Below are 23442 nucleotides of genomic sequence, written 5' to 3' on the forward strand. Positions count from 1 at the left end.
AGGAAAGGATTATACAAAGCAAAAAGCAGACCCGGAATCCTGCCTCTGGGTCTGCCTTTGTCCTTATTATGCACATATCTTTCAATTCATCAGCTCTACCGGATGGCCTCAGCAATAGGCGTACTGCCGGACACCAAATCAATCGCACGATGATACGTCTGTTTTTCCTCCAGTGCTGCTACCACCGTTGCCGCTACATCCTCACGTGAGATGGTATGGCTGGTGAGATCCCCACCAGTAGCAACCTTGCCAGTACCCTCATCATCTGTCAGCCCGCCTGGACGAAGAATCGTGTAATCCAGATTGCTCGCTTCCAGCAAGCGATCTGCATAATGCTTTGCCACATAATACGGCTTAATCGATTCGGGCCACTGCTCCCGGTTCTCCGCATGTAGAGCGCTGACCATAATAAAGCGCCGGATACCCGCTTGCTCAGCGGCCTCCATCGCCTTGACTGCTCCATCAAGGTCGATGAGCAGTGTTTTATCCGCTCCTGTTTTGCCGCCGGAGCCTGCCGTGAACACGACAGCATCGCTGCCTTTTATAGCTGCAGCAATTTCATCAACTGTCCCTTCAAGGTCAGCTACTACCGTTTCTGCTCCCAAACGTTCAAGCGCTTCGGCCTGATCCGGTTTGCGAATCAACGCCTTTACGCGATGCAATTCATGTTGCCCCAGTAGGCGAACGAGATGTCTGCCTACTTTTCCATTGGCACCAATCACCAATACGTTCACTCTTATCCCTCCTGTATTCACGGTCTCTCATCTACTTTATACTGATATATTTTACCCTTTGAGTCCAGGACGCAATCATATGGGCTATATCAGATTGAACTCAGTTTTTTTCTGAATGCTCCACATCTCGCTTATGCTGTAACACGCGAAGACCTGCCCAAAAGGTGTCCATCATCACTTCGATACTCCGATCCACATCCACAGGTAAACCAAAACCACCCTTTTGTTCAAGCGAGGCAAAACCATGCAGAAGACTACGGAATCCCCTCGCTGCATGAATGCAATCTGCTTCGTTGAAACCGTAGCCACTGGATAGCACGGTAATGACAAGTTCCGCTACGCGATCCGCTGCATGTCTCAGCTCGGTATCATTTCGGTCGGTTGTATACAGCATCGCTTCATACAAACCAGGTCGCTCGCGCGCATACTGCATATACGCTCTCCCCATAGCAGTCAGCGCATCTTCGCCTGCTCTGCCTACGGCTGCGCTCATCAATGCCTCCTCTAACTTTTCGAGGCTGTGTAATGCCAGCACTTGACGCAATCCGTTCAACCCGTCCACATGGTTGTACAAAGATGGAGGACGAATATGCAGCTTTTGCGCCAGCGTAGTGAGCGTGACATCTCCCATCCCTCGTTCATTGGCAATATCCTCAGCAGCCTTCAGGATATCTTGTAGCTTTACTCCATGTCTAGGTGACATCATCCTGTCCCCTTTCGTTGAATTCCTATGTAAGGTGATTTTCGTACTATACAGACTAAATTCTTATTTCATCTTAACTAATCCTGTTAGTTTATACAAAGAAAGTACCGTTTGCAACAGTTCCAACCTCCGGATTTTTTAAGAGAAGAGCCTATAGGATATTACTGATATAATACAAAGAGATTATAGAGCGGATCTGATATCTTTTCCGATTCCCTGCAAAGGAGCTAACTATATCTATGGAACCCAAGCCACTTCCAGCTATTGAATTCAATCACATCACCAAATATTTCACCGGATCGGGGCAGCAACGTGCTGTCCTGAACGGGATTACAGCAAAGGTCCCTCGCGGAAAAATCACGACACTGGTCGGTCCGTCAGGCTCTGGTAAAAGCACACTGCTTTCATTGTGCAATCTCTTGCTAACATCGGATGAAGGAGAAATCAGCGTCCTCGGCAAGCCTATAACCGAGTGGGAGATCCCTGAACTGAGACGAAAGGTAGCATTGGTTTTTCAAGATGCTCCCATGCTTCAGGGGACGGTCCTCTACAATCTCCAGACTGTAGAGCGGCTGCATGGTACGGTACTGGAAGATCCGGTTGGCCTGTTAGAGCGCGTAGGGCTTACCCGTGACCTGCTGGAACAGAAGGCGCAGGAGTTGTCCGGTGGACAAAGACAGCGCTTGGCCTTGGCACGGACGCTCGCGAACCGTCCGAATATTTTACTACTGGATGAGATTACTTCTGCGCTGGACCCCGCCTCAGTCAAAGAGGTTGAGGAACTGCTGCTTCAAATGAACAAAGAAGAGGGAACAACAATGATCTGGATTACACATCATATGGAACAAGCCCGCAGGGTAGGCCACGAAACATGGCTGATGATCAACGGAAGACTGGTAGAGCAAGCGGATACGGAGACATTTTTCAATAATCCACAGCATAGTGAAACCCGCAAATTTGTAGCAGGAGAATGGGTATGACGATTGTTGCCTTGATTCTCTCTCTTGGTTTTGTATTTATCGCCATCGTCATGTCCAAGTCCTTCAAACTCGGTTTGGACCGAGACATTATTATTGCCACGATCAGAGCATCCGTTCAGCTACTGGCGATTGGATATGTATTGCATTTGATTTTCGGGATGCAAAGCTACGGATTTATCGTATTATTCATTCTGCTCATGATCACTGTAGCTTCTCAAAATGTTGCACGCAAAGGACGGTTTATCCCTCGTCTCATGTGGAAGTCATTCCTGACGTTGCTGTGTGTGGAAATCGTTACACAGGCATTCCTGATTGGCCTGCATATCATTCCGGCGACAGCCCGGTACATGATTCCGATTAGCGGCATGATCATTGGCAGCTCCATGATTTTGTCCAGCCTGCTGGTATCACGGCTCAAGTCGGAAGTCCTACTGCGCAAGCCTGAAATCATGCTCATTCTCGCACTGGGGGGAACCCCGAGACAAGCCATCTTCCCTATACTGAAGAATTGCATACGTTCCAGTATGATTCCAACCATTGAGGGGCAGAAAACACTCGGGCTTGTTCAGCTTCCCGGTATGATGACCGGACAAATCATTGCAGGTGCCAATCCGATTGTCGCCGTGCGTTTGCAATTGCTCATCGTATTCACTACCATGACCTCTGCCATTTTGACCAGCGTGCTGCTCAGCCTATTCATTTATCCGACATTATTTACCCGCCAGCAACAACTGCGCACAGAGTCTTGGGAGGTCTGATAGAGACGGATACACCTAGTTATTTACCAACCATTTTCCATATATCAAAATAAAATAGACATGTTTAATTCCTGACACGAAGGTTAATAGATACACGTAGAGGCTTTACTAAAATTCGATGAGGAGTGATTGAACATGGCTAACAACAACCAAAATGGCAAAATGAGTCGCGAAGAGGCAGGACGTTTAGGTGGAGAAGCTACTGCTAAAAATCACGACAAAGAATTTTACCAAGAGATCGGCGAAAAGGGTGGCGAGGCCACATCCAAAAGTCATGGCAAGGACTTCTATCAGGAGATTGGTGAAAAAGGCGGCGAAGCCACTTCCAAAAACCATGGCAAGGAGTTCTATCAGGAAATCGGTCGCAAGGGCGGTGAAGCCCGTGGCAATTCAGACCAAAGTGATAGCGACGGGAAAATGAGCAGGGAAGAAGCAGGCCGCAAAGGCGGCGAAGCTCGCGCCCGTCAACGCAAAAATAACTAAGATTGATTAGGATACGTTGTCGGTGCAGTTACAACGCAAAGGCACAGACTGCATAGAATGCGAAGTAAGTGAATGTTTATGTTATAAAAGCCTACCTGCCGGTGTTCCGGTAGGTAGGCTTTTTGTGTGAACAGTTACTTTTATCAAAAGACCACTTTCAACATCCGATCATACGTCATACAATATACATATTCAGGTTAAATAACCATCCTACATATATTATTACAAATGAATGAATGGAATAGTCAGATTCTTTTCTCTTGTCGTCTTACTTATTACGTGGATTATGGGGTGGTGCGCGAATGTTGATTACAAAGAATAGAACGATTGCATCTATTTTAAAAGTTATATTTTTTTCACTGATTTTTAGTTGGCTTTATTTCAATTCCGGAAGTCACCATGCTGAAACTGCTAAATTAGTTAAAATTACAGACGATTACTTAGTCATACAGAGTGAGGCTTCTAACGGAGGTGAATATAAAGAATTATATATTTCCTCAAAGTCTGTCATCCCTCCGCTGGTTGTAGGAGAACAATATTATTTCGTATCTGATCAAAGGTACTTTCAACACCCATATATCCGTTATGGAGAGAAGTAAATTGGAACGAGCCAAAAGTGTGCATGCAACTCAAGTCAAATACTCCTGCATTCCGGCTGCTAAGATGGAGTCGAAAGGAGGGAACCCCCGTGTACGAATGGAACGAAATGGTCCAGCTTATGATTGATTGGATTGATAATAATCTTACTTCAGCACCATCATTGTTGAGAATGTCCAATCAGTTAGGCTATTCCCCTTACTACTGTACAAAACAGTTTCATTCTCTAACAGGAATGACGTTAAGGGATTATGTATGGATGCGCAGGATTAGTCGTGCAGCCCTTGAACTCCGGGACAGCAATGTCCGCATCCTCGATGTTGCCGTAAAGTACGGGTTTTCTTCACAGGAAGCTTTTACACGAGCATTTGTAAAAGCGTTCGAGGTAACTCCGGCTGTATACCGGAAGGAGCCCCGTCCTATTCCATTAGCCATTCGCGCCGAGGTATTCTCTCCTTATCATTACCATTTGAAGGAGCGGAATAAGATGGTTAAGGAGCATTTACAAGAAGCCGAAGTCAAAATTGAGCATATACCAGCACACAAATTTATTGGAATCTGGGATATCTCTTCTCGAAACTACGGCGATTTCTGGAGAAACGGCCATAATTGTGATGAAATTTGCGGAACCCTGGAAAGTATGTCTCACCTTAAGCTTCCCGGACAATTGGGTCAAACTGCAGGCTGGTTCTATCATAATGATCAAAAGGGCTATCTGTATGGAATACTGGTTGCTGCTGACTACACTGGAGAGATTCCAGCAGGTATGGAGTGCCGAAACATCCCCGAATCAGATTACCTGGTGTTTTTCCACCCGCCCTTCCATTATTTGAAAAACAATGGAGATGTTATGAGAGTGGTGGAGGAAAAAGCTTGGAGCTTTGACCCACGCAGTATGGGATATACATGGGATGAGGAAACGAAGCAGGATTATCAACGGCATTTCCCTGAGGGATACGGCTACGCAGTGTTACGTCCTGTAAAAGAAGTGTAGTAAAAAATCACCAGAAGCCGCCACGATCTCAGGATGCGGGTAATCGTCTCGCGGCTTCTCTTTTAAAAGGAATGGAGGTATAGGCTATGAAGTCCTTTCGCTTTTGGCTGGTCCTAGTCTCTTGTATAGTTATTGCTGTAAATCTTACAGGGTACGACGACTATAATATACTATTGGCTATGATTAGCCCGTTGGTTTGGATGTATGAATCTTTTCAATTTGTGCGAAAAGCACATATCCCTATAGCCGTTGTATACTTTACTACGATAGGTTTCTGGTATCTCATTGGATACGTTGTCGATCGTTTGATTAGAAAATCAAAAAATTAAAATCAATTGAAATTATTTTCCAAATCATCATCTACCTTCTCAGGCTCGTACTCGACTGTTTTATAGTCAGGTGAAGAAGGAATCATATTGACCACAACATTCCTCATTTGTAGCTTGTACTTTCCTTCTTCAAAAGCAAGAATATGCTTGATAGGAGGTAACTCCATATCCTTATACTTCGTTATCGAAGAAACAACAATCTTGGAAGGGTCAGAATCATCCACAGACATGATACGATAATCTATCGGTGTCCCTTGGGCTTTTAGAAAATTAAGTCGTGCCCTCTCTGTTTTAAAACGATAATCATCAGACAGTGAAAGCATCTTATCGTAGTCACGACTCATAGAAGCGTTCATATATTCTGAAAATGTAGAGACAGCAGCCTCTTTGGGCTTATCGGGAAGTTTATAAGGTTCCTTATCCCCTCCAAAACCAGTAGCAACTACGGTCAAAATCCCTCCAAGAACAATCAAACAAGCCAACTTCTTATGTAGCGCAATCTTCAATTGATAAAACCTCCCTCATTGTAAATTTCACCCTTCATTTTCAGTCCTATACAGAGATGCTATTTTTCAGATTAAGTCAATTTTTGCTTGAATGTGTGTTGGTAATGTTTATATGTATAGTTTCGTTTTTTAAAGTACTATCTACGGTCGCGCCCATAGCCTCTGAAACCCATCTGAGAGGCACCATCACACGATTAGGTGAGACTGGCATAACAGGCGCATTAGGCATTATTTTTTCTATATCATTTACATAAGCTACTTTACTGCCAATAGTCAGACGTACGATTTCGCCATGCTCAGAAAAGATTGTAACCTCCTGCTTCTCTCTATTCCAGCTTACACTTCCGCCCAAACTCTCAGATACAAATCGAATAGGAACATATGTTGTATTGGTTGCTCGTTCGATATAAGGGTTTGCATCAGATATGACTTCAACATTGTTTACTGTAAGGACAAAATTGTACAAATATTTAGGAAGTGCAGCATTTGCTCGATCTACGATTACAAAGAAAATCACAGCAAAGAATATGGTATGAACTGCTTTCTTCAACGTATGATATCTCCTTTTTAAGTAAAAACAAATTTATAAAACTCTTTGAAATTTTGTAAGAGGAATGCTTTTGTGAAATTAGCCCTTAGCTGCCTCACATCAAGATTTAAAAATACACACAAAAAAAAGACGAATCGACAAATAACGATGATATCCTAAATAGAATCAGACAGATTGGGGCTATGGCTTTGTAAGGATATAGGTGAGGAAAGAACAATTAGCGTGGCAGAGCGGTCATGTTACCAAATTATCTCTGAATTCCTCCAATCGTCTCATCAATTCCGTCATCTCTTTTAGTAGAAAATCATTACTCGCCACTGTTTTTATGACATTCAATAACTTCGGGAGAGGATTGGCAAAACTCAGCAAATAAATTGCGGTGATTTGCCTCCATGAGCACATAATTTATGGTTTGATTTCCTATTTTCTCAGATAAAAGTTTGGATATCCTTAGAGATATACAGTACGGCATGCTTGGCAGCGAGAATGCTTTGAACTTTAACCCTAGCAGTCTGAGATACGAAAGAGATGAAGGAACAAGCAGGATTCCCAACGGTATTTCCCTGAGGGTTCTCTGTTAGTTTTAATTTCAAATTACATATCAAAAGATAAAAAATATATTTTGTTATCCTCTAAGTTGATAACACTAATTATCACATTATTAAAACTAAAATCATAAACATCACTCCCCATAATTAAACCATTCGTGCGACTATTTCTAATCGTATAGTAACCCTTGGTTGCTTTCAAAGGTAAAAGCTCAGCTATTTTTTCACTTGTGATGCCTTTGATTTTTTCCATTAATGGACCACTTAACTCTGTAGGTAACGGTAGTTTAGACCAAGATTTCAATTTTCCTCTTCTGATTAATTCCTTCATCTCTTCAGAGTTAGTTTGATAAATATACAAACGATATCCATCCCCAAGTGCTCCATAGGATTCATCACTAAACCAGATACTGGTCTCTTCGGGTAATTGAATTCCCAACTTATCGTAAAGCCACTCTACTTCTTTGTTCTTTTTTGAAAAAAAAACATAAAACAATCCGACCAAAATCAGAACGGAAATTAATGAAAATATGATCAGCTTTTTATTTCTCACATTTAACGTCCCCTAGCTAAATAATTCATGCACCATTCGCTTATAGAATGGTGCATTTATATCAACCTTTTTGATCATTCTATTAATTAACTGAACGATCTAGAACCTCATTACTACAGTATAGGGCACGATAACACCCAATGTCTGCGCCAAATACATTGTATTTACAGCAGTCCCAGCTATACCATTATACTCAGGATTAACATCATAATCATATCTATCTGTGATTGTAATACTTCCATTTTTCCAGCTATAATTATATTTATGAAGAGCATAATATAAATCATCATCTTTAGTCGTCGATCCTTTGGAGAAAGTCGCGCTGCCCGAGCCAGAAGGTCCCGATACTTGTACTTTATTTCTCAATCTTGCGTACTCTGATGTTCCATATGTTTGACCAGCGAAATAAGGAGTGTATTGGCCTCCAGTGGATCTGTCTTTCGCATATGTTAACAATTCGGCCGCTAAATAATATTGCCGGACATTGAAATAAGCAATCACTGTGCTCACTGCTGGAGAAAGTACTGGATCTTGAACACCAGATTTTGAAAACTCCCCTTCACTTTTATTCCCCTGAGAAAGATAATTTTCATACTCTGCAATATTTTTAGTATAACTTTGAATTAAATCTGTTAACTGAACCTTACCCTCAGGACTCGTTTCTTTGTCTAAAAGCGATTCGAGTCTTGCTTTCTCTTTCTCCAATTCTTTTAATACACTCGTGCCCTGACTCTCCATGTATTTTTCAACTGAATCTATATTTTCTGTTAATTTTTTTTGAACCTGGGCATTAGATAATTGGTTTGATACAGTATTGTTATTAATGTCTTGATCAACATATTCCTGAGCACCTACTTGTGCAATTCCCGTTGTTGCAAATAATAAGAAAGCACAACCTACGATAAAAGGCTTGACCATCATATTCTTCATCTTTAATTCCTCCATATTATCTAGAATAATTGCACTTAGGACATGGCTCTATTGGAGAGCGGTTACTATAAAACATCCTCCCTACTGAATAGTAAGCGGATGTTCGGTTAGTACCAAGAAAAGCATGAAACTGTTTTTCATCCCATCTTTCCTTTTACACAATGAAGCTGTTGATAAGAAAACTAGTCCTTTTCCATTCCAGCCCTCCCTCAATATACCTTTTTCTAGATACTTATGTAAAAAAACAAAGAAGATATTTTTAATGTATCATTTTTCAATACATTAGTAAGGTTTGGTTATTTTGTTTTATGTCTTACATAATTATAGGTCATCTCACTTCGTTTTGTTAACTGTCCAAGTATCAAAAGTAAAAGAAGAACAATATTAAGCATTTATCAAAGTAGGAAATGCAGAATATCAACGTATCCAATCAGGGGCCTTCATTTTAAGTCCATAGCGCTCCCAATCTAATGGGATAAATAAACTTAGTTGAAACATTAAAAAATCGGTAAAGTGAAGCAAAAGAAAACCTTCATTTAAGCTGGCCAACAATAGAACAGTTGAAACTTAGTTTATTGAATTTGGGGTGTATTTTGAAACATCCCTTTGGGTATGGAGAAGTATACAGAAGTAATTTGTAGCAATACGGTACGGTTAAATGGCTAACGTATTTCAGATCTCTACTGTTACGTACAAAAGTGATCGCAGCTGCCTACCATTAAAAAGACTCCCATACAAAAGAACGAATCAGGCGACCCGAAAAGTTACCGAAATCTAGAATAGTTCATTCAGATGCACTCGGCGCAAGGACGTTAATACTACACCGAAATAGCTTGAACAACCCAAAGACGCGCATCTCAACTTGTAATACGGCAGTTCAGCCAAGCTACGATGATGTTCTAAATAGAATCAGGCAGATTAGGGCTTATAACTTTGTACGGTATAGGCGAAGAAAGGACAATCAACGTGGTAGAGTGTCTCACGCTTTCTGCATTCATTCTCTGAATCCTCCAAAAGGGGCATCGAATCCGTCATCAGTTTTAGCAGAAAATTATGCTCGCCTCTGATTTTATGACATTTAGTAACTTCAGGAGCGGATTAGCAAAACTCAGCAAATAAATTGCAGTGATTCGCCTGCATGAGCACATGAGCCAGGATAGACTTTCCCACTCTCTCAGGTGAAACTATGACCCGATATCCTGTAATCATACCTTTATCCTCCATGCGCCGCACTCGTTCTGTTACAGCCGGCTGAGAAAGTCCAACCTTCTTGCCCAGCTCAGTCATGGCATGCGGACCTGATTTTGCAGTATCTATAGTACTTTATAGCCCACCTAATCCATTCCGCTACTTCTCCTGTAAAAAGAAAACCAGTCCAACACATTGTAAGTGTGTATTGGACTGGTGGATATGCACACGTCAGCTTCCAGCAATTAGATCAGCGTATAACCGCCATCTGCGAACAGCACGCTTCCGGTGGTGAACTTGTTAGTCATCAGGTACAACACTGTATGTGCGTTTTCCTCATTATACCCCACTCGCCGTAGTAAGGTTACTTCCTTGTATTCCTCAAAAGCCTGCGCCCGCTGCTCTCCCTCGGGGCCGTCCCGCCAGATCGTGCCGGGAGACACCACATTGACCCGTACCGGAGCCAATTCTACCGCCAGCACCTTGACCAAGCTTTCAATCGCGTCGTTAGCCGCTCCATAGGTAGCACCAAATCCCACTGAAGGCTCCGGACATTAGAACGATCGAACCAGCCTTGGAAATATGCGGTACTGCATGCTTGGCGGCAAAATACTGCGGCCAGAATTTCCCCTCGAATGGAGTCTTCGCCTTTTCCGTATCTATGGTGATCGGACCACGTGTATAGCTCGCACCTGGAGTAAACAAATGATCGAAAGCGCTGACCCTTTCAAAAAACGCCTGTACTTCCTCTTCTTTTTGATTGTTCAATTAAAAAGTCTTTATGTAAATTCATATCATTATCATCTACTTTATAAGGATTGTATTACAACTATTTTATAAGCATATATATTTTTATTCGGGTGAACTTTCAAGGGCTATATTCTTGCGGTAGGATGTCGGCGACTGACCGGCCCAGCGTTTGAATTGCCTGCTAAAATGTGCAATATCCCCATAGCCGAGCAAATCAGCAATTTGCTGCACTGACCATTGCGGATCAGCCAGCAGCAGCTTCGCCTCATGCAAGACAAGCTCGGATAGATACACCCGCGGAGATACGCCAAAAACGCTACGGAATACACGATTACAATGAGATACGCTAATACCCAGTTCGGATGAAATACCCTCGATCCCATCCTGTTTTTCCAACGAGCCGGCCTGTCTATAAGGCTGATTGACCCTGCCCTGAAGACGACTTGCAATCTGATGGGCAAGCTCTGCCTGCACATATCCACGCCCTGGCAGATGAGCGGCTTCACTGGATACAGCCTCCCACAACGTTGCGAACAGTTCGAACACAGCAGATTGAATCCGCATACGCTTTGCCACTGAATCACCATCTATACCTTTGTCCTCAAGCGCAGAAAGACCGAGCAGCTTGCCTAGCGCTGGTCCCATCTGCTTCGCTACTGTGCCATCCGCTGGAAAAAGTACTTGCTCCAAACGACTCAGGAGCGAAAGAAACAATTTATCATCAATGTCGAAATGCATGCAAAAATACGTAAACCCCTCTCCGTTACTACGGCTGGAGTGGACAATTCCTGGGCGCAAAAGTATCAGATCACCTTGTCGCTGGATGAAGCTGCGACCATCCACAACCATGATCTGTTCTCCCGCAAGCACGATGTTAATTTCATATTGCGGATGTTGATGTGGCGGATAGCTCCAGTCTCTTCCGACACTTCGTGTATGAATGGCAAACAGATTGACCGTAGTCCGCACATCGGGAAAGAAGAATTCCTCTCCGGCGACCGTAAGGCCTGGATCATGGGGCCGCTTTGGTAAACGTGGTGACGACATGTTTTTCCTCCTAGCTTACTTACATCGATATACTTCAGTATATCGTTTCCAGCGCGATTTGGATAAATAGTTGAGCGATTTGACAATGGTTCCTCGGCACATGTCATGCTAGGCTCTAATTAAAGTTAGCCAAAGCCACATTTTATCATGAAAGGGGTTTCAATATATGTCGAAAAATATATTTTATAACACGCAGCATGCACCTATCGGTTCATTCTCCAGCTTTACACTTGGGTTTAAGGGTAATCGCGGCGGACTCGGCCTGGAACTGGGCAAGCCTGCTGATGAAAATGTATACATCGGGCTGCAATCCAGGGATGGAGGATCGTATGAGGCGCTTCCCTTTTTTGCATCCATACAGGATGAAAGTACCCGCTATGATGTGGAGAAAAAGGATAAAAAAACGGAGCCTCTGCTCGTTGCCTTTGCCGATCAGGACATCACCCGTGAGCTAAAAGCAGGAACCGATACATGGCAGGCAGGCGATTTGACATTCCGGCTGTACTCCCCCGTTCGCCCGGTGCCCGAGCCGGGAATTGCGGGCATAGATGAGCTGCGGGCAGCGTTGGTTCCGGCTGTATTTGCCGAGCTGACGATCGATAATACACAGGGTGCTGCTGCACGGAGAGCCTTTTTCGGCTACCAGGGCAGTGACCCGTATAGCGGCATACGCATTATAGGAGAAGATCCACGCAGGGACGCTATGGATTCTACCCGATTGAAGGAAAGACTCACAGGCATCGGCCAAGGACGAAGCACTGCTATTGTGACCAACAGCAGCGAAGCGGTACCTGCCAGCGGATTTGCGATGGAGAAGCTACTTGGGGAGACCATGGCTGATAACTTATCCTTTGGCTTAGGTGCAACGGGTGCGCTCCTGATGGACGTTCCCGCAGGGGAGAAGCGCACGTACGCCTTCGCTATATGCTTTTATCGCGGCGGCATTGTGACAACAGGCATTGAAGCATCTTATTACTACACCCGGCTGTTCAAGGACATCGAAGACGTGGGAAGCTATGCGTTGAAGCATTTTACCAACCTAACCGCAGCCTGTGTTCAGGCGAACGACTGGATCGAATCGGCGAGCTTGAGTCTGGATCAGAAATTTATGCTTGCTCAGGCCATTCACAGCTATTACGGCAGCACTCAATTGCTCAGTCAGCAAGAGGATGGCGAACCGATCTGGATTGTGAACGAAGGCGAGTACCGAATGATGAATACACTCGATCTGACGGCAGATCAGCTTTATTATGAATTGATTTTGAATCCATGGACGGTGCGCAACGAGCTGGAGTGGTTTGTCCAACGGTACAGCTATCGGGATGAAGTACGCTTCCCGGGGGAGGAACAGGCCTATCCCGGTGGGATCACGTTTACACATGATATGGGCGTGGCCAATGTGTTCTCCCGGCAAGGGTATTCCTGTTATGAGCTGGCAGGGATTGACGACTGCTTCTCTTACATGAGCCACGAGGAACTGGTGAACTGGCTTTGCTGCGCCACGGTATATATCGAGCAGACACAGGATCAGTCATTTACGACACGTATGCTGCCTGTCTTGTGCGACTGCTTTGAAAGCATGCTACGGCGGGATCATCCAGACCCGGCGCAACGAAACGGCTTAATGGGTCTAGACAGCTCAAGAACCCAGGGAGGGGCAGAAATTACGACTTACGATAGTCTGGATGTATCCCTGGGTCAATCCCGCAATAACATTTATTTAGGCAGCAAATGCTGGGCGGTATATGTTGCGCTGGAAAAGATATTTGCCTTAAAGGGGCTTAACTCCCTTTCACAGGAAGCTGGCTTACAGGCAGACAAATGCGCAGCTTCAATCACCACTCACATGACTGACAAGGGCTATATTCCTGCAGTCATTAAGGAAGGCAACGACTCGCAAATCATTCCTGCCATTGAGGGGCTGATCTTCCCCTATTTTACAGGATGTGAAGATGCGCTTAAGAGTGATGGGCGGTTCGGTGGATATATCCAGGCACTTCGACGCCATTTGCAAACCGTACTGGTACCAGGAGTTTGTCTATTTGAAGACGGAGGCTGGAAGCTATCCTCGACCAGTAACAACTCCTGGTTAAGCAAAATCTATCTGTCACAGTTTATTGCTCGTGAGCTACTGGAGCTGCCTTGGCAGGAAACGGGGCAGGCGGCTGACGCAGCCCATGTCTCATGGCTCCTCCATCCTGAAGAATCCTATTGGTGCTGGAGCGACCAAATGCTCTCCGGTATTGCCCACGGCAGCAAATATTACCCACGCGGGGTTACCGCTATTTTGTGGCTGTATGAAGGCAAAGGGAATCGGCTGACCCTCCCTCAGCATATGAGTCAAGATGAGAAACAGCATGCCTGAGACGAACGAACCCTCACTCGTCCAAAGGAGGCCCAAATAATATGAGCAAGCGGATGAATATGCCAAGCGAGAGCGGCTATGACGCTTGGTTGCACTACCATCGCGACCAATTTGTAGAAAAGATGCCTGCTTGGTGCAGAGTCATCGTAGTTCATGAAACAGATGATGAAGTGCTTCAGACGGCTGCGAGTGAGCTTCGGCAAGGATTGGCTGCCATGTTCGGACAGCAGCCGAAGATAAGTACCGCTCCTGTCCATGTACCATTCGTTGCGCTGGGTACGTTCCAGGACCATCCATGTGTCGCAGAACGGTTTAGTGCAGAAGAACAGGCAGAAGTGAGCGCAGAAGGCTACCGAATTCGTGGAGTAGAAGTGCCGAAACTTGCAGATTCAACTGGGCAAGATCACGATGATATCAAAGGACAGTGCGTTACAGTCGCGGGTCAGACCTCCAAAGGAGTATTGTACGGAGTCTTTCATTTGCTGCGCTACCTGCAAGGAGGACTAGACGGCAATCTGAAGCCCACTGCCGGGGAATCATTGCACGCTCCCACTCTAGACCTGCTGTCTAATCCGGGTAACTCCATTCGCATGATCAACCACTGGGATAACATGGATGGTAGTGTTGAACGTGGATATGCCGGGGCATCTATTTTCTACAACCATAATACCTTTACTACAAATATGGAGCGCCTTCGAGACTATGCCCGTCTACTCGCTTCTGTAGGCATTCAGGCGTTATCCATTAACAATGTGAATGTCCATCAGGTAGAAACTGAGCTGATCACAGATCGGTTTTTACCTGATGTAGCCAAAGTAGCAGCCGTATTTCGCGCCTATGGTATCCAAATCTACTTGAGCATTAACTATGCCAGCCCGATACAGCTCGGTGGATTAACCACAGCCGATCCTCTGGACCCCGGTGTAGCTGAATGGTGGCAGACCAAAGCACAGGAGGTTTACGCAGCCGTTCCCGATCTGGGTGGTTTTGTGGTCAAGGCCGATTCTGAAAATCGGCCTGGTCCCTTCAGCTATGGGCGCCATCACGCCGATGGAGCCAACATGCTGGCGGATGCGCTACGGCCCTATGGCGGGCGTGTGATTTGGCGCTGCTTTGTCTACGACTGCAAACAGGACTGGCGTGACCGCAAGACGGATCGGGCTCGAGCGGCCTTTGACCATTTTAAACCGCTGGATGGGCTGTTCCGGGAAAATGTCATTTTACAGATCAAAAATGGCCCGATGGATTTTCAAGTGCGGGAGCCAGTATCCCCCCTATTCGGCGCGCTGAAAGCCACTCAGGTACTGCTGGAATTTCAAATTGCGCAGGAGTATACCGGACAACAAAAACATCTATGTTATCTGGTTCCGCAATGGAAGGAAGTGCTCGATTTTGATACCTACTCACAGGGAAAAGGCTCCACCATCAAACGTATCGTGAGTGGCGCTTTGCATAGCAACAGCGGTTCTGATTCTCCTCGCAGGGAGACTATGGTCCATGCAAACAGCGGTAGTTTCCAGGAGGAGCCAACACATCATGTTCCCAAGCACAACAACTTTGGAATAGCCGCTGTTTCCAATATTGGTGCAGACACCAATTGGACCGGGCATTTGCTCGCCCAGTCCAATCTTTACGGCTACGGCCGGTTGGCATGGAACCCGGATCTATCCGCAGATGAAATCGCAGATGAATGGGTTCGGCTGACATTTAACAATAAAGGTAAGGATGACGATGATACAGAGTTGATTCCTACCATTAAGCAGATGCTGCTCGATTCATGGAATATCTACGAGTCCTACACCGCCCCCCTTGGGGTCGGTTGGATGGTTAGTCCCAATCACCACTATGGGCCGGATGTAGACGGGTACGAATATTCGATGTGGGGCACCTACCATTTTGCCGATTGCCAGGGGATCGGAGTAGATCGGACGACTGCAACTGGAACGGGCTATGCAGGACAATATTTTCCTCCTGTTGCCGGGATCTACGAGTCTACAGACACCTGTCCGGATGAACTGCTCTTATTCTTTCACCATGTCCCTTATACGCACACGCTCCACTCTGGCCAAACGGTCATACAGCATATTTATGATACTCATTTTGAAGGTGCAGAACGTGCAGCCCATCTCCGAGATACATGGGTTAGTCTGCGTGAGCAAATAAATGAAAGGGTGTATGAACAGGTGCTGGCGCGACTAGAGCATCAGGCTGAGCACGCCAAGGAATGGCGGGATCGAATCAATACGTATTTTTATCGTAAAAGTGGTATTCCCGACGAAAAAAATCGCCCTATCTATTAAGAAGGTTGTCTCATGCAATACTTGCATACACACTGGGGTTTTCTTTCCCTTATTTTATTGCGGGAATTTACTATCTATAAAAGACACGCGTCTTATTCAGACCTGTGTCTTTTTTGCCTGGTCTAATTTAAGCACACGGTTGCTAACGCAAAATGTCATATTTGTCCACCTTGAGTGTGCAATAAATTCTTCTTTTTATGCAACCGCTTGCTCTATACTATTTTTGTAGACGTTTACAAAATGTTGTCGAATTAGACTATGCTTTGGGGAGGATGATCGGTTTGACCTTGTATCGAAGTCTATGGAAAAAAGGGTGTATGCTTCTACTAAGCCTTGTGCTGTCTCTGACCGCCTTCATTGGCTCACCCTCTAATACGGCGAGCGCCGCGGTTGCAGATGATTTTCAGGCTTCCGTTATGGGACCACTGGCGAAAATAAACGACTGGGGTTCCTTCAAAAAGCAACTGCAAACGTTGAAAAACAATGGCGTGTATGCCATCACTACCGACGTCTGGTGGGGCTATGTAGAAAGTGCAGGAGATAACCAGTTCGATTGGAGCTACTACAAAACCTATGCAGATGCCGTGAAAGAAGCGGGACTGAAGTGGGTTCCTATTATCTCTACGCATAAGTGTGGAGGAAATGTGGGAGATGATTGCAACATCCCACTGCCAAGCTGGCTGTCAAGCAAGGGTAGTGCAGATGAAATGCAGTTCAAGGACGAAAGCGGCTATGCCAATAACGAAGCCCTTTCCCCATTGTGGAGCGGGACTGGCAAACAATATGACGAGTTGTATGCCTCATTCGCTCAAAACTTTGCCGGGTATAAAAGTATCATTCCCAAAATTTATTTAAGCGGCGGTCCTTCCGGGGAATTGCGCTATCCGTCCTACTACCCGGCAGCGGGCTGGAGTTACCCGGGACGGGGCAAGTTCCAAGCCTATACTGAAACAGCCAAAAATGCATTCCGTACAGCTATGAATGACAAGTACGGATCATTGGACAAGATTAATGCTGCTTGGGGCACCAAGCTTACCAGCCTTAGCCAAATCAATCCACCGACCGACGGGGACGGATTTTACACGAACGGCGGGTATAATTCCGCGTATGGAAAGGATTTTCTGTCGTGGTACCAAAGTGTGCTTGAGAAGCATCTAGGTGTCATCGGAGCAGCTGCCCACAAGAACTTCGATTCTGTGTTTGGTGTCCGGATTGGGGCCAAAATTTCCGGTCTGCACTGGCAGATGAACAATCCTGCTATGCCGCACAGCACAGAACAAGCAGGTGGATATTATGATTACAACCGTCTCATTCAGAAATTCAAGGATGCCGATCTAGACTTGACATTTACTTGCCTGGAGATGAGTGACAGTGGCACAGCACCGAATTATTCGTTGCCGTCCACCTTGGTTGATACCGTCTCCTCCATCGCGAATGCCAAGGGTGTTCGCCTGAATGGTGAAAATGCACTGCCGACAGGCGGCAGCGGCTTCCAAAAAATCGAGGAGAAAATCACGAAGTTCGGTTATCATGGGTTTACGTTATTGCGCATCAGCAATCTCGTCAACAATGACGGCTCACCAACCGGTGAGTTGAGTGGATTCAAACAATATATCATCAGCAAAGCCAAGCCTGACAATAATGGCGGTACAGGCAACAAAGTAACGATATACTACAAAAAAGGCTTCAACTCGCCTTACATTCACTACCGCCCGGCTGGCGGAAGCTGGACTGCTGCTCCTGGTGTGAAAATGCAGGCTGCCGAAATTAGCGGCTATGCTAAAATTACCGTCGATATCGGTTCTGCCTCGCAATTGGAAGCCGCCTTTAACGACGGCAATAACAACTGGGACAGCAACAACACCAAAAACTACTCGTTCAGTACAGGCACTTCTACCTACACGCCTGGTAACAGCGGCAATGCAGGAACGATTACATCAGGCGCTCCAGCGGGCACAAATCCCGGGGATGGCGGCGGTACAGCTAACAAAGTAACGGTATACTACAAAAAAGGCTTCAACTCACCTTACATTCACTACCGTCCGGCTGGCGGTAACTGGACTGCTGTGCCTGGGGTGAAAATGCAGGACGCCGAGATTAGCGGCTATGCTAAAATTACCGTCGATATCGGTTCTGCCTCCCAATTGGAAGCTGCTTTTAATGACGGCAATAACAACTGGGACAGCAACAACACTAAAAACTACCTTTTCAGCACTGGCACTTCTACCTACACACCCGGCTCTAACGGAGCCGCAGGAACTATCCGAACAGGGGCACCTTCAGGGAGTGTCCTCAGCGTAGTGACTTCTACCTACGCAACCGACCTCAACGAAGTTACAGGACCTATCCAAACAGAAAAACTTTCAGGTGTATCCTTAAACGTAAGCACTTCTACCTACGCACCCAACTCTAACGGAGTTGAAGTAACAGCTCAAACGGAGGCGCCTTCGGGCGTCTTCACCCCTATGGATCTGGGTACTCTCTCCAAGCCCACCTCCCTCAGCACAGACTGGAGCAAACAGAGCATTTATTTTATCATGACAGATCGTTTCAGCAACGGTGATCCATCCAATGATAACTACGGTGGCTTCAATTCCAACAACAGTGATCAGCGCAAGTGGCATGGTGGCGATTTTCAAGGTATTATTAACAAACTCGACTACATTAAAAATATGGGGTTTACCGCGATCTGGATTACTCCAGTAACGATGCAAAAGAGTGAATACGCTTACCACGGCTATCATACGTATGATTTTTATGCAGTAGATGGGCATCTCGGAACAATGGACAAGCTCCAAGAGCTGGTTCGCAAGGCACATGACAAAAATATTGCTGTGATGCTGGACGTAGTTGTGAATCACACAGGTGATTTCCAACCGGGGAACGGATTCGCCAAGGCTCCTTTTGACAAAGCAGACTGGTATCATCACAATGGTGACATTACAGGCGGGGACTACAACTCCAACAATCAATGGAAAATCGAAAATGGTGATGTAGCTGGACTGGATGACCTAAATCATGAAAACCCCGCTACCGCAAACGAGCTTAAAAACTGGATCAAATGGCTGCTTAATGAGACAGGCATCGACGGGCTGCGGGTGGATACCGCCAAGCATGTACCGAAGGGTTTTCTAAAGGATTTTGACCAAGCTGCCAATACCTTCACCATGGGTGAAATTTTCCATGGCGACCCTGCTTATGTGGGCGATTACACCCGATATCTTGATGCTGCACTAGATTTTCCGATGTATTATACAATCAAGGACGTGTTCGGACACGATCAATCCATGAGAAAAATCAAGGATCGCTACTCCGATGATCGTTACTATCGCGATGCTCAGACCAACGGTGTATTTATCGACAATCATGATGTAAAACGTTTCCTGAATGACGCATCTGGCAAGCCGGGTGCTAACTATGACAAATGGCCACAGCTCAAGGCCGCTTTGGGCTTTACTCTGACATCTCGCGGGATTCCAATTATCTACCAAGGCACAGAGCAAGGCTATAGTGGCGGAGATGATCCCGCCAATCGGGAGAATATGAATTTCAACACCAACCATGACCTGTATCAGTACATCGCTAAGTTGAACTATGTGCGCAACAACCACCCTGCTCTGCAAAACGGTAGCCAAAGGGAAAAATGGGTGGACGACTCCTTTTACAGTTTCCAGCGCTCTAAAAATGGCGACGAGGCCATTGTATTTATCAACAACTCCTGGAATAGTCAAACCCGCACAATTGGCAACTTCGATAATCTGTCCAACGGAACCCGCCTGACTAACCAGCTGAGCAACGACTCCGTTCAGATTAACAACGGCTCGATCACCGTAACTCTCGCTCCAAAGGAAGTTAAAGTTTTCACCAAGTAACAGTCACATTCAGTTACATTGATTATTCAGATGTGCTAAAATAAGTTATAGAAGGATATGCTAAAAAAGAGCAAGGATGCTGGTAACATCCCTACTCTTGGCAACAGCCGCTTTGAAGAGCGGTCGGCTGTTCAAAGGCGATCTAAAGAAATAGACCGTTTTCCCCTTGAGCAGGGCGGTCTATTTCTTTTTGTTTTGGTTCAGCGCAATAACAATCGTAACGATTAACCCGATCAACGCTATTAATAGCGTGCCGAACATCATCATTAATGTCAGAGCATCCTTAACCTCCACAAGCATCACCTCCCTTCCGGGAGACTTAGCCGACCGCCCACCTAAGCCATTCTGTTGTTACTGGAATTATAGCACGTAAATCCGTCCTTTTGCACAACGTTTTACAGCTTTATTAAACTAATCTTATGTGAACACTCATCGTCCTTTGTTGCTTACACTGTAACATCTGTCCATAAATACAAAACAGGCACCCGACGAAGCGTACACTTCGTTCCAGGTGCCTGTTTATATATAAACAACGTGGGAATACTTAGGCCTCAGTAGCCACGTTGATATTGTTCAGGTACGGAGGGCTTTTCGCCGCGCAGCGCCACCGCTGCATGAATCGCCCAATAAGGGTCGCGCAGCAATCCGCGTCCTACAGCGACCAGATCGGCATCCTCATTGCCGATTACAGACTGCGCTAAGGCTGGGTCATCCAGTATGCCGACGGCGATTACTGGGATGTTCAGCGCCTCGCGGATTTGGCGAGCAAACGGCACTTGATAGCCCGGGTAGTTGCCTGGTTTTCTGGCTCCAGCCGGGCCTTCTCCGCCCGAGCTGACATGGATCATATCTACGCCTGCAGCCTGATATGCGCGGCACAGCTCAATAGCATGATCCACATCGTATCCACCATCTACGTATTCCACCGCGCTGATGCGGAAGATTAACGGCATACCCGCAGGCATTTGCTTACGCACAGCCTGAACGACTTCTACGCCGAAACGGGATAAATCCTTACCATACTCGTCATCCCGTTTGTTCGTAACTGGCGAGTGGAATTGGTGAATCAGGTACCCGTGTGCACCGTGAAGCTCGATTGTATCCACGCCTGCTTGAACCGCCCGGCGGGCAGCGTCTCCGAATTTTTGTACCATACCACGGACTTCCTCTGTGGTCAGTGCGCGTGGCTGTTTATAATTTGCATCCGGGTATGCAATGGCCGAAGGAGCCACCGGCTCTGCTGCATCCTCAGCTTTACGGCCTGCATGAGCAATCTGAATGCCAACCTTGGCCCCGTGCGCATGAATACCGTCGACCAGCTTCTTATACGCCGGAATATGTTCATCTGACCAAAGCCCCAGATCGTAATCCGTAATCCGCCCATCCGGTTCCACGTCCGTCATTTCTATAATAATCAGACCCGTGCCTCCAATTGCCCGGCTTAGGTAGTGGACATGATGCCAATCATTCGGAATTCCGTCCTTGGCTGTCACCGAATATTGGCACATTGGGGCCATGACCACACGATTTTTTAACTCCAAATCTTTGAGTGTGTACGGTGTAAACAACGAAGTCTTCAAAACGCTCATCTCCTTTTTATCTCTACCACATAACTAAAAATGCGTTCCAAATTACACGGTCTATTATAAGCATAATCGGCACAGTCCAAACGAAACAAAGAGATTCCCCCAACCAGGGTATCCCTTCGTATTTGCACCTTGCAGTCATTATGTATATCGTAAGATTGTAGATATATTGCACAAAACCTATTATCCACAACTTAATAACTTTTTGCAAGTAAATATTTAAATATTATTAAATATTTTTTTGTCTACACTTTTCCCGGCTCTTAGCCATAACACAAAAAGACGCCCTTACGGGCGCCTCTGCGAAACCAATTTTATTGCGCTGAGCCTAATTGGACCCATGCCTTCTCAATCTCTGCAACCGCCTGATCCTTGTTCATGTTACCACTGATATAAGCCTGCATCAGCTCACCAAATTTTTGGTGGAATGTATCCAGCGAGTAGTTGACAGACAGATCACCGGACTTGGATGTTTTCAAAATGCTATCCATTTCCTTAGGCATTTCCAGATCAGGAAGCGGTGCATCCTTAATTGGAGGAATCACCTTCGCTACCTGGGAGAACCAGTTCTTACCGTATTCCGAAGTGTACAGCCAGTTGAAGAATTCAATCGTTTCTTTGGATACTTCGGAGTCCTTGTTGATACGTAGCGCCTGATCCGCACCGGTAATGATGACCGATTGGTCCGCTTTGTCACTCACCGGATATCCCATGATGCCAATCTTGAGATCAGGGTTAATTTTCTTGATCGCTTCCTCATCCCACGCACCTTTACCCGTCATAAATGCAGCTTTTCCAGATGCAAAATCACTTACTCCCGCATTGCTGTCCCGTTCCAGCGGCTTATCTGTACCATGTTTCACCGTCAGATCAATGAAGCTAAAGAAGTTGTTGTAGAGCACTGGATAGTCCTTGATTTTTGCTTTACCTGCAATAAAATCATCAACGAGCTGCTTTGGCTCTACCCCGGCATCCTGCGCAGCAGCATCTACATAGTGTTGGAAGATATGCTTCCATACCCACCACTCTTTATATGCATTAGCAAATGGAGTAATGCCCTTCGCCTCTAGCTTGGTAACAGCATCCTGCATCTCGGCAATCGTCTTCGGCGGAGAGGTTATTCCAGCCTTGGTAAGCAAATCTTTATTGTAAATCAAAGCAAACAGGTTCCCCTTGACTGGTAATCCCAGCACTTTGCCGTCACTGGAACTCATATTGGCCCGGACGGCATCCGTCATGGCTGCTGCCAGCGGTTCATTGGTCAGATCAGCGCTATAATCAGCATAGGTGTCGATGTCACCTCCGGCCGTGGTCTGGAACACATCCGGTGTACTGCCTGAAGCTATTTTTGACTTGAGAATGGTGTTGTAGTCTGCCTGCATGATCTCCAGATTGATCTTTACATTAGGCTTGACCTTTTTATACTCCTCAATATACGCGTTAAAGGCATCAGTATACTCAGGTGAGGCTGTAAACATGTTAATTGTAACCGTTTTCAAATCATCTTTGCCGCCAGCGCTTTCTTTAGCCGCATCTGTGCCACCACTACTTCCACATCCGCTCAACAAACCGACCGTCAAAAGCAAACTGCCGGATAACGCCATCATCTTCTTTAACATGGATACTCCCCCATCTGTTTGTGATCAACGTTCATGCGCTCATTCTAAAA

General features: G+C 45.8%; 19 protein-coding genes and 1 pseudogene. 8 read left to right on the top strand and 12 right to left on the bottom strand.

From position 1 onward, the window contains the following. Positions 1–95: 95 nt before the first annotated feature. The gene (locus ACUC6J_RS23755; RefSeq protein WP_447249519.1) at positions 96–734 is read right to left on the bottom strand and encodes an SDR family oxidoreductase; all 639 of its coding nucleotides are present in this window, start codon (positions 732–734) and stop codon (positions 96–98) included. Between the two features lie 100 nt (positions 735–834). Continuing rightward, positions 835–1437 (bottom strand): TetR/AcrR family transcriptional regulator, encoded by a 603-nt coding sequence (locus ACUC6J_RS23760; RefSeq protein ID WP_044786969.1) that lies wholly within the window; start codon positions 1435–1437, stop codon positions 835–837. A gap of 239 nt (positions 1438–1676) precedes the next feature. Here ACUC6J_RS23760 and ACUC6J_RS23765 point away from each other — a divergent pair, with 239 nt between their 5' ends. The 5 genes from ACUC6J_RS23765 (at position 1677) to ACUC6J_RS23785 (ending at position 5249) form a co-directional block, all read left to right on the top strand. Then, positions 1677–2417, top strand: a complete 741-nt coding sequence (locus ACUC6J_RS23765; RefSeq protein ID WP_447249520.1) for an ATP-binding cassette domain-containing protein — start codon at positions 1677–1679, stop codon at positions 2415–2417. Further along, entirely contained in the window at positions 2414–3175 is a 762-nt protein-coding gene (locus tag ACUC6J_RS23770; protein ID WP_016822665.1) for an ABC transporter permease, read from the top strand. Before ACUC6J_RS23765 ends, ACUC6J_RS23770 begins: the two co-directional genes overlap by 4 nt. 135 nt (positions 3176–3310) lie before the next feature. Then, a complete protein-coding gene (locus ACUC6J_RS23775; RefSeq protein WP_013373683.1) occupies positions 3311–3658 on the top strand; it encodes a KGG domain-containing protein in 348 nt (115 codons plus the stop codon). Positions 3659–3960: 302 nt separating this feature from the next. Continuing rightward, positions 3961–4257, top strand: a complete 297-nt coding sequence (locus tag ACUC6J_RS23780; RefSeq protein WP_447249521.1) for a hypothetical protein — start codon at positions 3961–3963, stop codon at positions 4255–4257. 89 nt (positions 4258–4346) lie between these two features. Next, entirely contained in the window at positions 4347–5249 is a 903-nt protein-coding gene (locus ACUC6J_RS23785; protein WP_447249522.1) for a helix-turn-helix domain-containing protein, read from the top strand. Between the two features lie 331 nt (positions 5250–5580). On the opposite strand, the gene ACUC6J_RS23790 is transcribed toward ACUC6J_RS23785, so the two are convergent. The 7 genes and pseudogenes from ACUC6J_RS23790 to ACUC6J_RS23820 all read right to left on the bottom strand — a co-directional run bounded on the left by ACUC6J_RS23790 (position 5581) and on the right by ACUC6J_RS23820 (position 11650). Continuing rightward, positions 5581–6084 (bottom strand): hypothetical protein, encoded by a 504-nt coding sequence (locus ACUC6J_RS23790; RefSeq protein ID WP_340865925.1) that lies wholly within the window; start codon positions 6082–6084, stop codon positions 5581–5583. Positions 6085–6160: 76 nt separating this feature from the next. Then, complete coding sequence (locus ACUC6J_RS23795; protein ID WP_447249523.1) at positions 6161–6634, bottom strand: copper amine oxidase N-terminal domain-containing protein; 474 nt, start codon at positions 6632–6634, stop codon at positions 6161–6163. A gap of 594 nt (positions 6635–7228) precedes the next feature. Then, positions 7229–7735 carry a hypothetical protein gene (locus ACUC6J_RS23800; protein ID WP_117288836.1) on the bottom strand — a complete coding sequence of 169 codons (507 nt, stop codon included), beginning with the start codon at positions 7733–7735 and terminating at the stop codon, positions 7229–7231. A gap of 99 nt (positions 7736–7834) precedes the next feature. Continuing rightward, entirely contained in the window at positions 7835–8665 is an 831-nt protein-coding gene (locus ACUC6J_RS23805) for a hypothetical protein (protein ID WP_447249524.1), read from the bottom strand. A 1098-nt stretch (positions 8666–9763) separates the two neighbouring features. Next, on the bottom strand, positions 9764–9952 hold the full coding sequence (locus ACUC6J_RS23810) for an Lrp/AsnC family transcriptional regulator (protein WP_310591840.1): 189 nt from the start codon (positions 9950–9952) through the stop codon (positions 9764–9766). A gap of 146 nt (positions 9953–10098) precedes the next feature. Next, a pseudogene (locus tag ACUC6J_RS23815) lies at positions 10099–10621 on the bottom strand (SDR family oxidoreductase); the annotation flags it as partial. Positions 10622–10705: 84 nt separating this feature from the next. Next, positions 10706–11650 (bottom strand): AraC family transcriptional regulator, encoded by a 945-nt coding sequence (locus tag ACUC6J_RS23820; RefSeq protein WP_447249525.1) that lies wholly within the window; start codon positions 11648–11650, stop codon positions 10706–10708. A gap of 166 nt (positions 11651–11816) precedes the next feature. On the opposite strand from ACUC6J_RS23820, the gene ACUC6J_RS23825 reads away from it, so the two are divergent. The 3 genes from ACUC6J_RS23825 to ACUC6J_RS23835 all read left to right on the top strand — a co-directional run bounded on the left by ACUC6J_RS23825 (position 11817) and on the right by ACUC6J_RS23835 (position 20187). Further along, entirely contained in the window at positions 11817–14015 is a 2199-nt protein-coding gene (locus tag ACUC6J_RS23825; RefSeq protein ID WP_447249526.1) for a glycoside hydrolase family 52 protein, read from the top strand. A 41-nt stretch (positions 14016–14056) separates the two neighbouring features. After that, a complete protein-coding gene (locus ACUC6J_RS23830; RefSeq protein ID WP_447249527.1) occupies positions 14057–16315 on the top strand; it encodes an alpha-glucuronidase family glycosyl hydrolase in 2259 nt (752 codons plus the stop codon). A 281-nt stretch (positions 16316–16596) separates the two neighbouring features. Beyond that, positions 16597–20187: a family 14 glycosylhydrolase gene (locus ACUC6J_RS23835; protein WP_447249528.1), complete on the top strand. Its 3591-nt coding sequence runs from the start codon at positions 16597–16599 to the stop codon at positions 20185–20187. A 180-nt stretch (positions 20188–20367) separates the two neighbouring features. On the opposite strand, the gene ACUC6J_RS23840 is transcribed toward ACUC6J_RS23835, so the two are convergent. The 3 genes from ACUC6J_RS23840 to ACUC6J_RS23850 form a co-directional block, all read right to left on the bottom strand. Beyond that, a complete protein-coding gene (locus tag ACUC6J_RS23840; RefSeq protein ID WP_016822651.1) occupies positions 20368–20481 on the bottom strand; it encodes a putative holin-like toxin in 114 nt (37 codons plus the stop codon). A 257-nt stretch (positions 20482–20738) separates the two neighbouring features. Beyond that, complete coding sequence (locus ACUC6J_RS23845) at positions 20739–21767, bottom strand: NADH:flavin oxidoreductase/NADH oxidase (RefSeq protein ID WP_447249529.1); 1029 nt, start codon at positions 21765–21767, stop codon at positions 20739–20741. 320 nt (positions 21768–22087) lie between these two features. Then, positions 22088–23392: an ABC transporter substrate-binding protein gene (locus ACUC6J_RS23850; RefSeq protein WP_019688965.1), complete on the bottom strand. Its 1305-nt coding sequence runs from the start codon at positions 23390–23392 to the stop codon at positions 22088–22090. Positions 23393–23442: the final 50 nt, after the last annotated feature.

The organism is Paenibacillus sp. JJ1683 (assembly GCF_053006485.1).

What these genes read in the sequence shown, in the direction of transcription:
- ACUC6J_RS23810 (WP_310591840.1), bottom strand. Translation starts at nt 9,952, where the DNA reads ATGACTGAGCTGGGCAAGAAGGTTGGACTTTCTCAGCCGGCTGTAACA.
- ACUC6J_RS23850 (WP_019688965.1), bottom strand. Translation starts at nt 23,392, where the DNA reads ATGTTAAAGAAGATGATGGCGTTATCCGGCAGTTTGCTTTTGACGGTC.
- ACUC6J_RS23820 (WP_447249525.1), bottom strand. Translation starts at nt 11,650, where the DNA reads ATGTCGTCACCACGTTTACCAAAGCGGCCCCATGATCCAGGCCTTACG.
- ACUC6J_RS23780 (WP_447249521.1), top strand. Translation starts at nt 3,961, where the DNA reads ATGTTGATTACAAAGAATAGAACGATTGCATCTATTTTAAAAGTTATA.
- ACUC6J_RS23765 (WP_447249520.1), top strand. Translation starts at nt 1,677, where the DNA reads ATGGAACCCAAGCCACTTCCAGCTATTGAATTCAATCACATCACCAAA.
- ACUC6J_RS23775 (WP_013373683.1), top strand. Translation starts at nt 3,311, where the DNA reads ATGGCTAACAACAACCAAAATGGCAAAATGAGTCGCGAAGAGGCAGGA.
- ACUC6J_RS23805 (WP_447249524.1), bottom strand. Translation starts at nt 8,665, where the DNA reads ATGAAGAATATGATGGTCAAGCCTTTTATCGTAGGTTGTGCTTTCTTA.
- ACUC6J_RS23830 (WP_447249527.1), top strand. Translation starts at nt 14,057, where the DNA reads ATGAGCAAGCGGATGAATATGCCAAGCGAGAGCGGCTATGACGCTTGG.
- ACUC6J_RS23760 (WP_044786969.1), bottom strand. Translation starts at nt 1,437, where the DNA reads ATGTCACCTAGACATGGAGTAAAGCTACAAGATATCCTGAAGGCTGCT.
- ACUC6J_RS23825 (WP_447249526.1), top strand. Translation starts at nt 11,817, where the DNA reads ATGTCGAAAAATATATTTTATAACACGCAGCATGCACCTATCGGTTCA.
- ACUC6J_RS23770 (WP_016822665.1), top strand. Translation starts at nt 2,414, where the DNA reads ATGACGATTGTTGCCTTGATTCTCTCTCTTGGTTTTGTATTTATCGCC.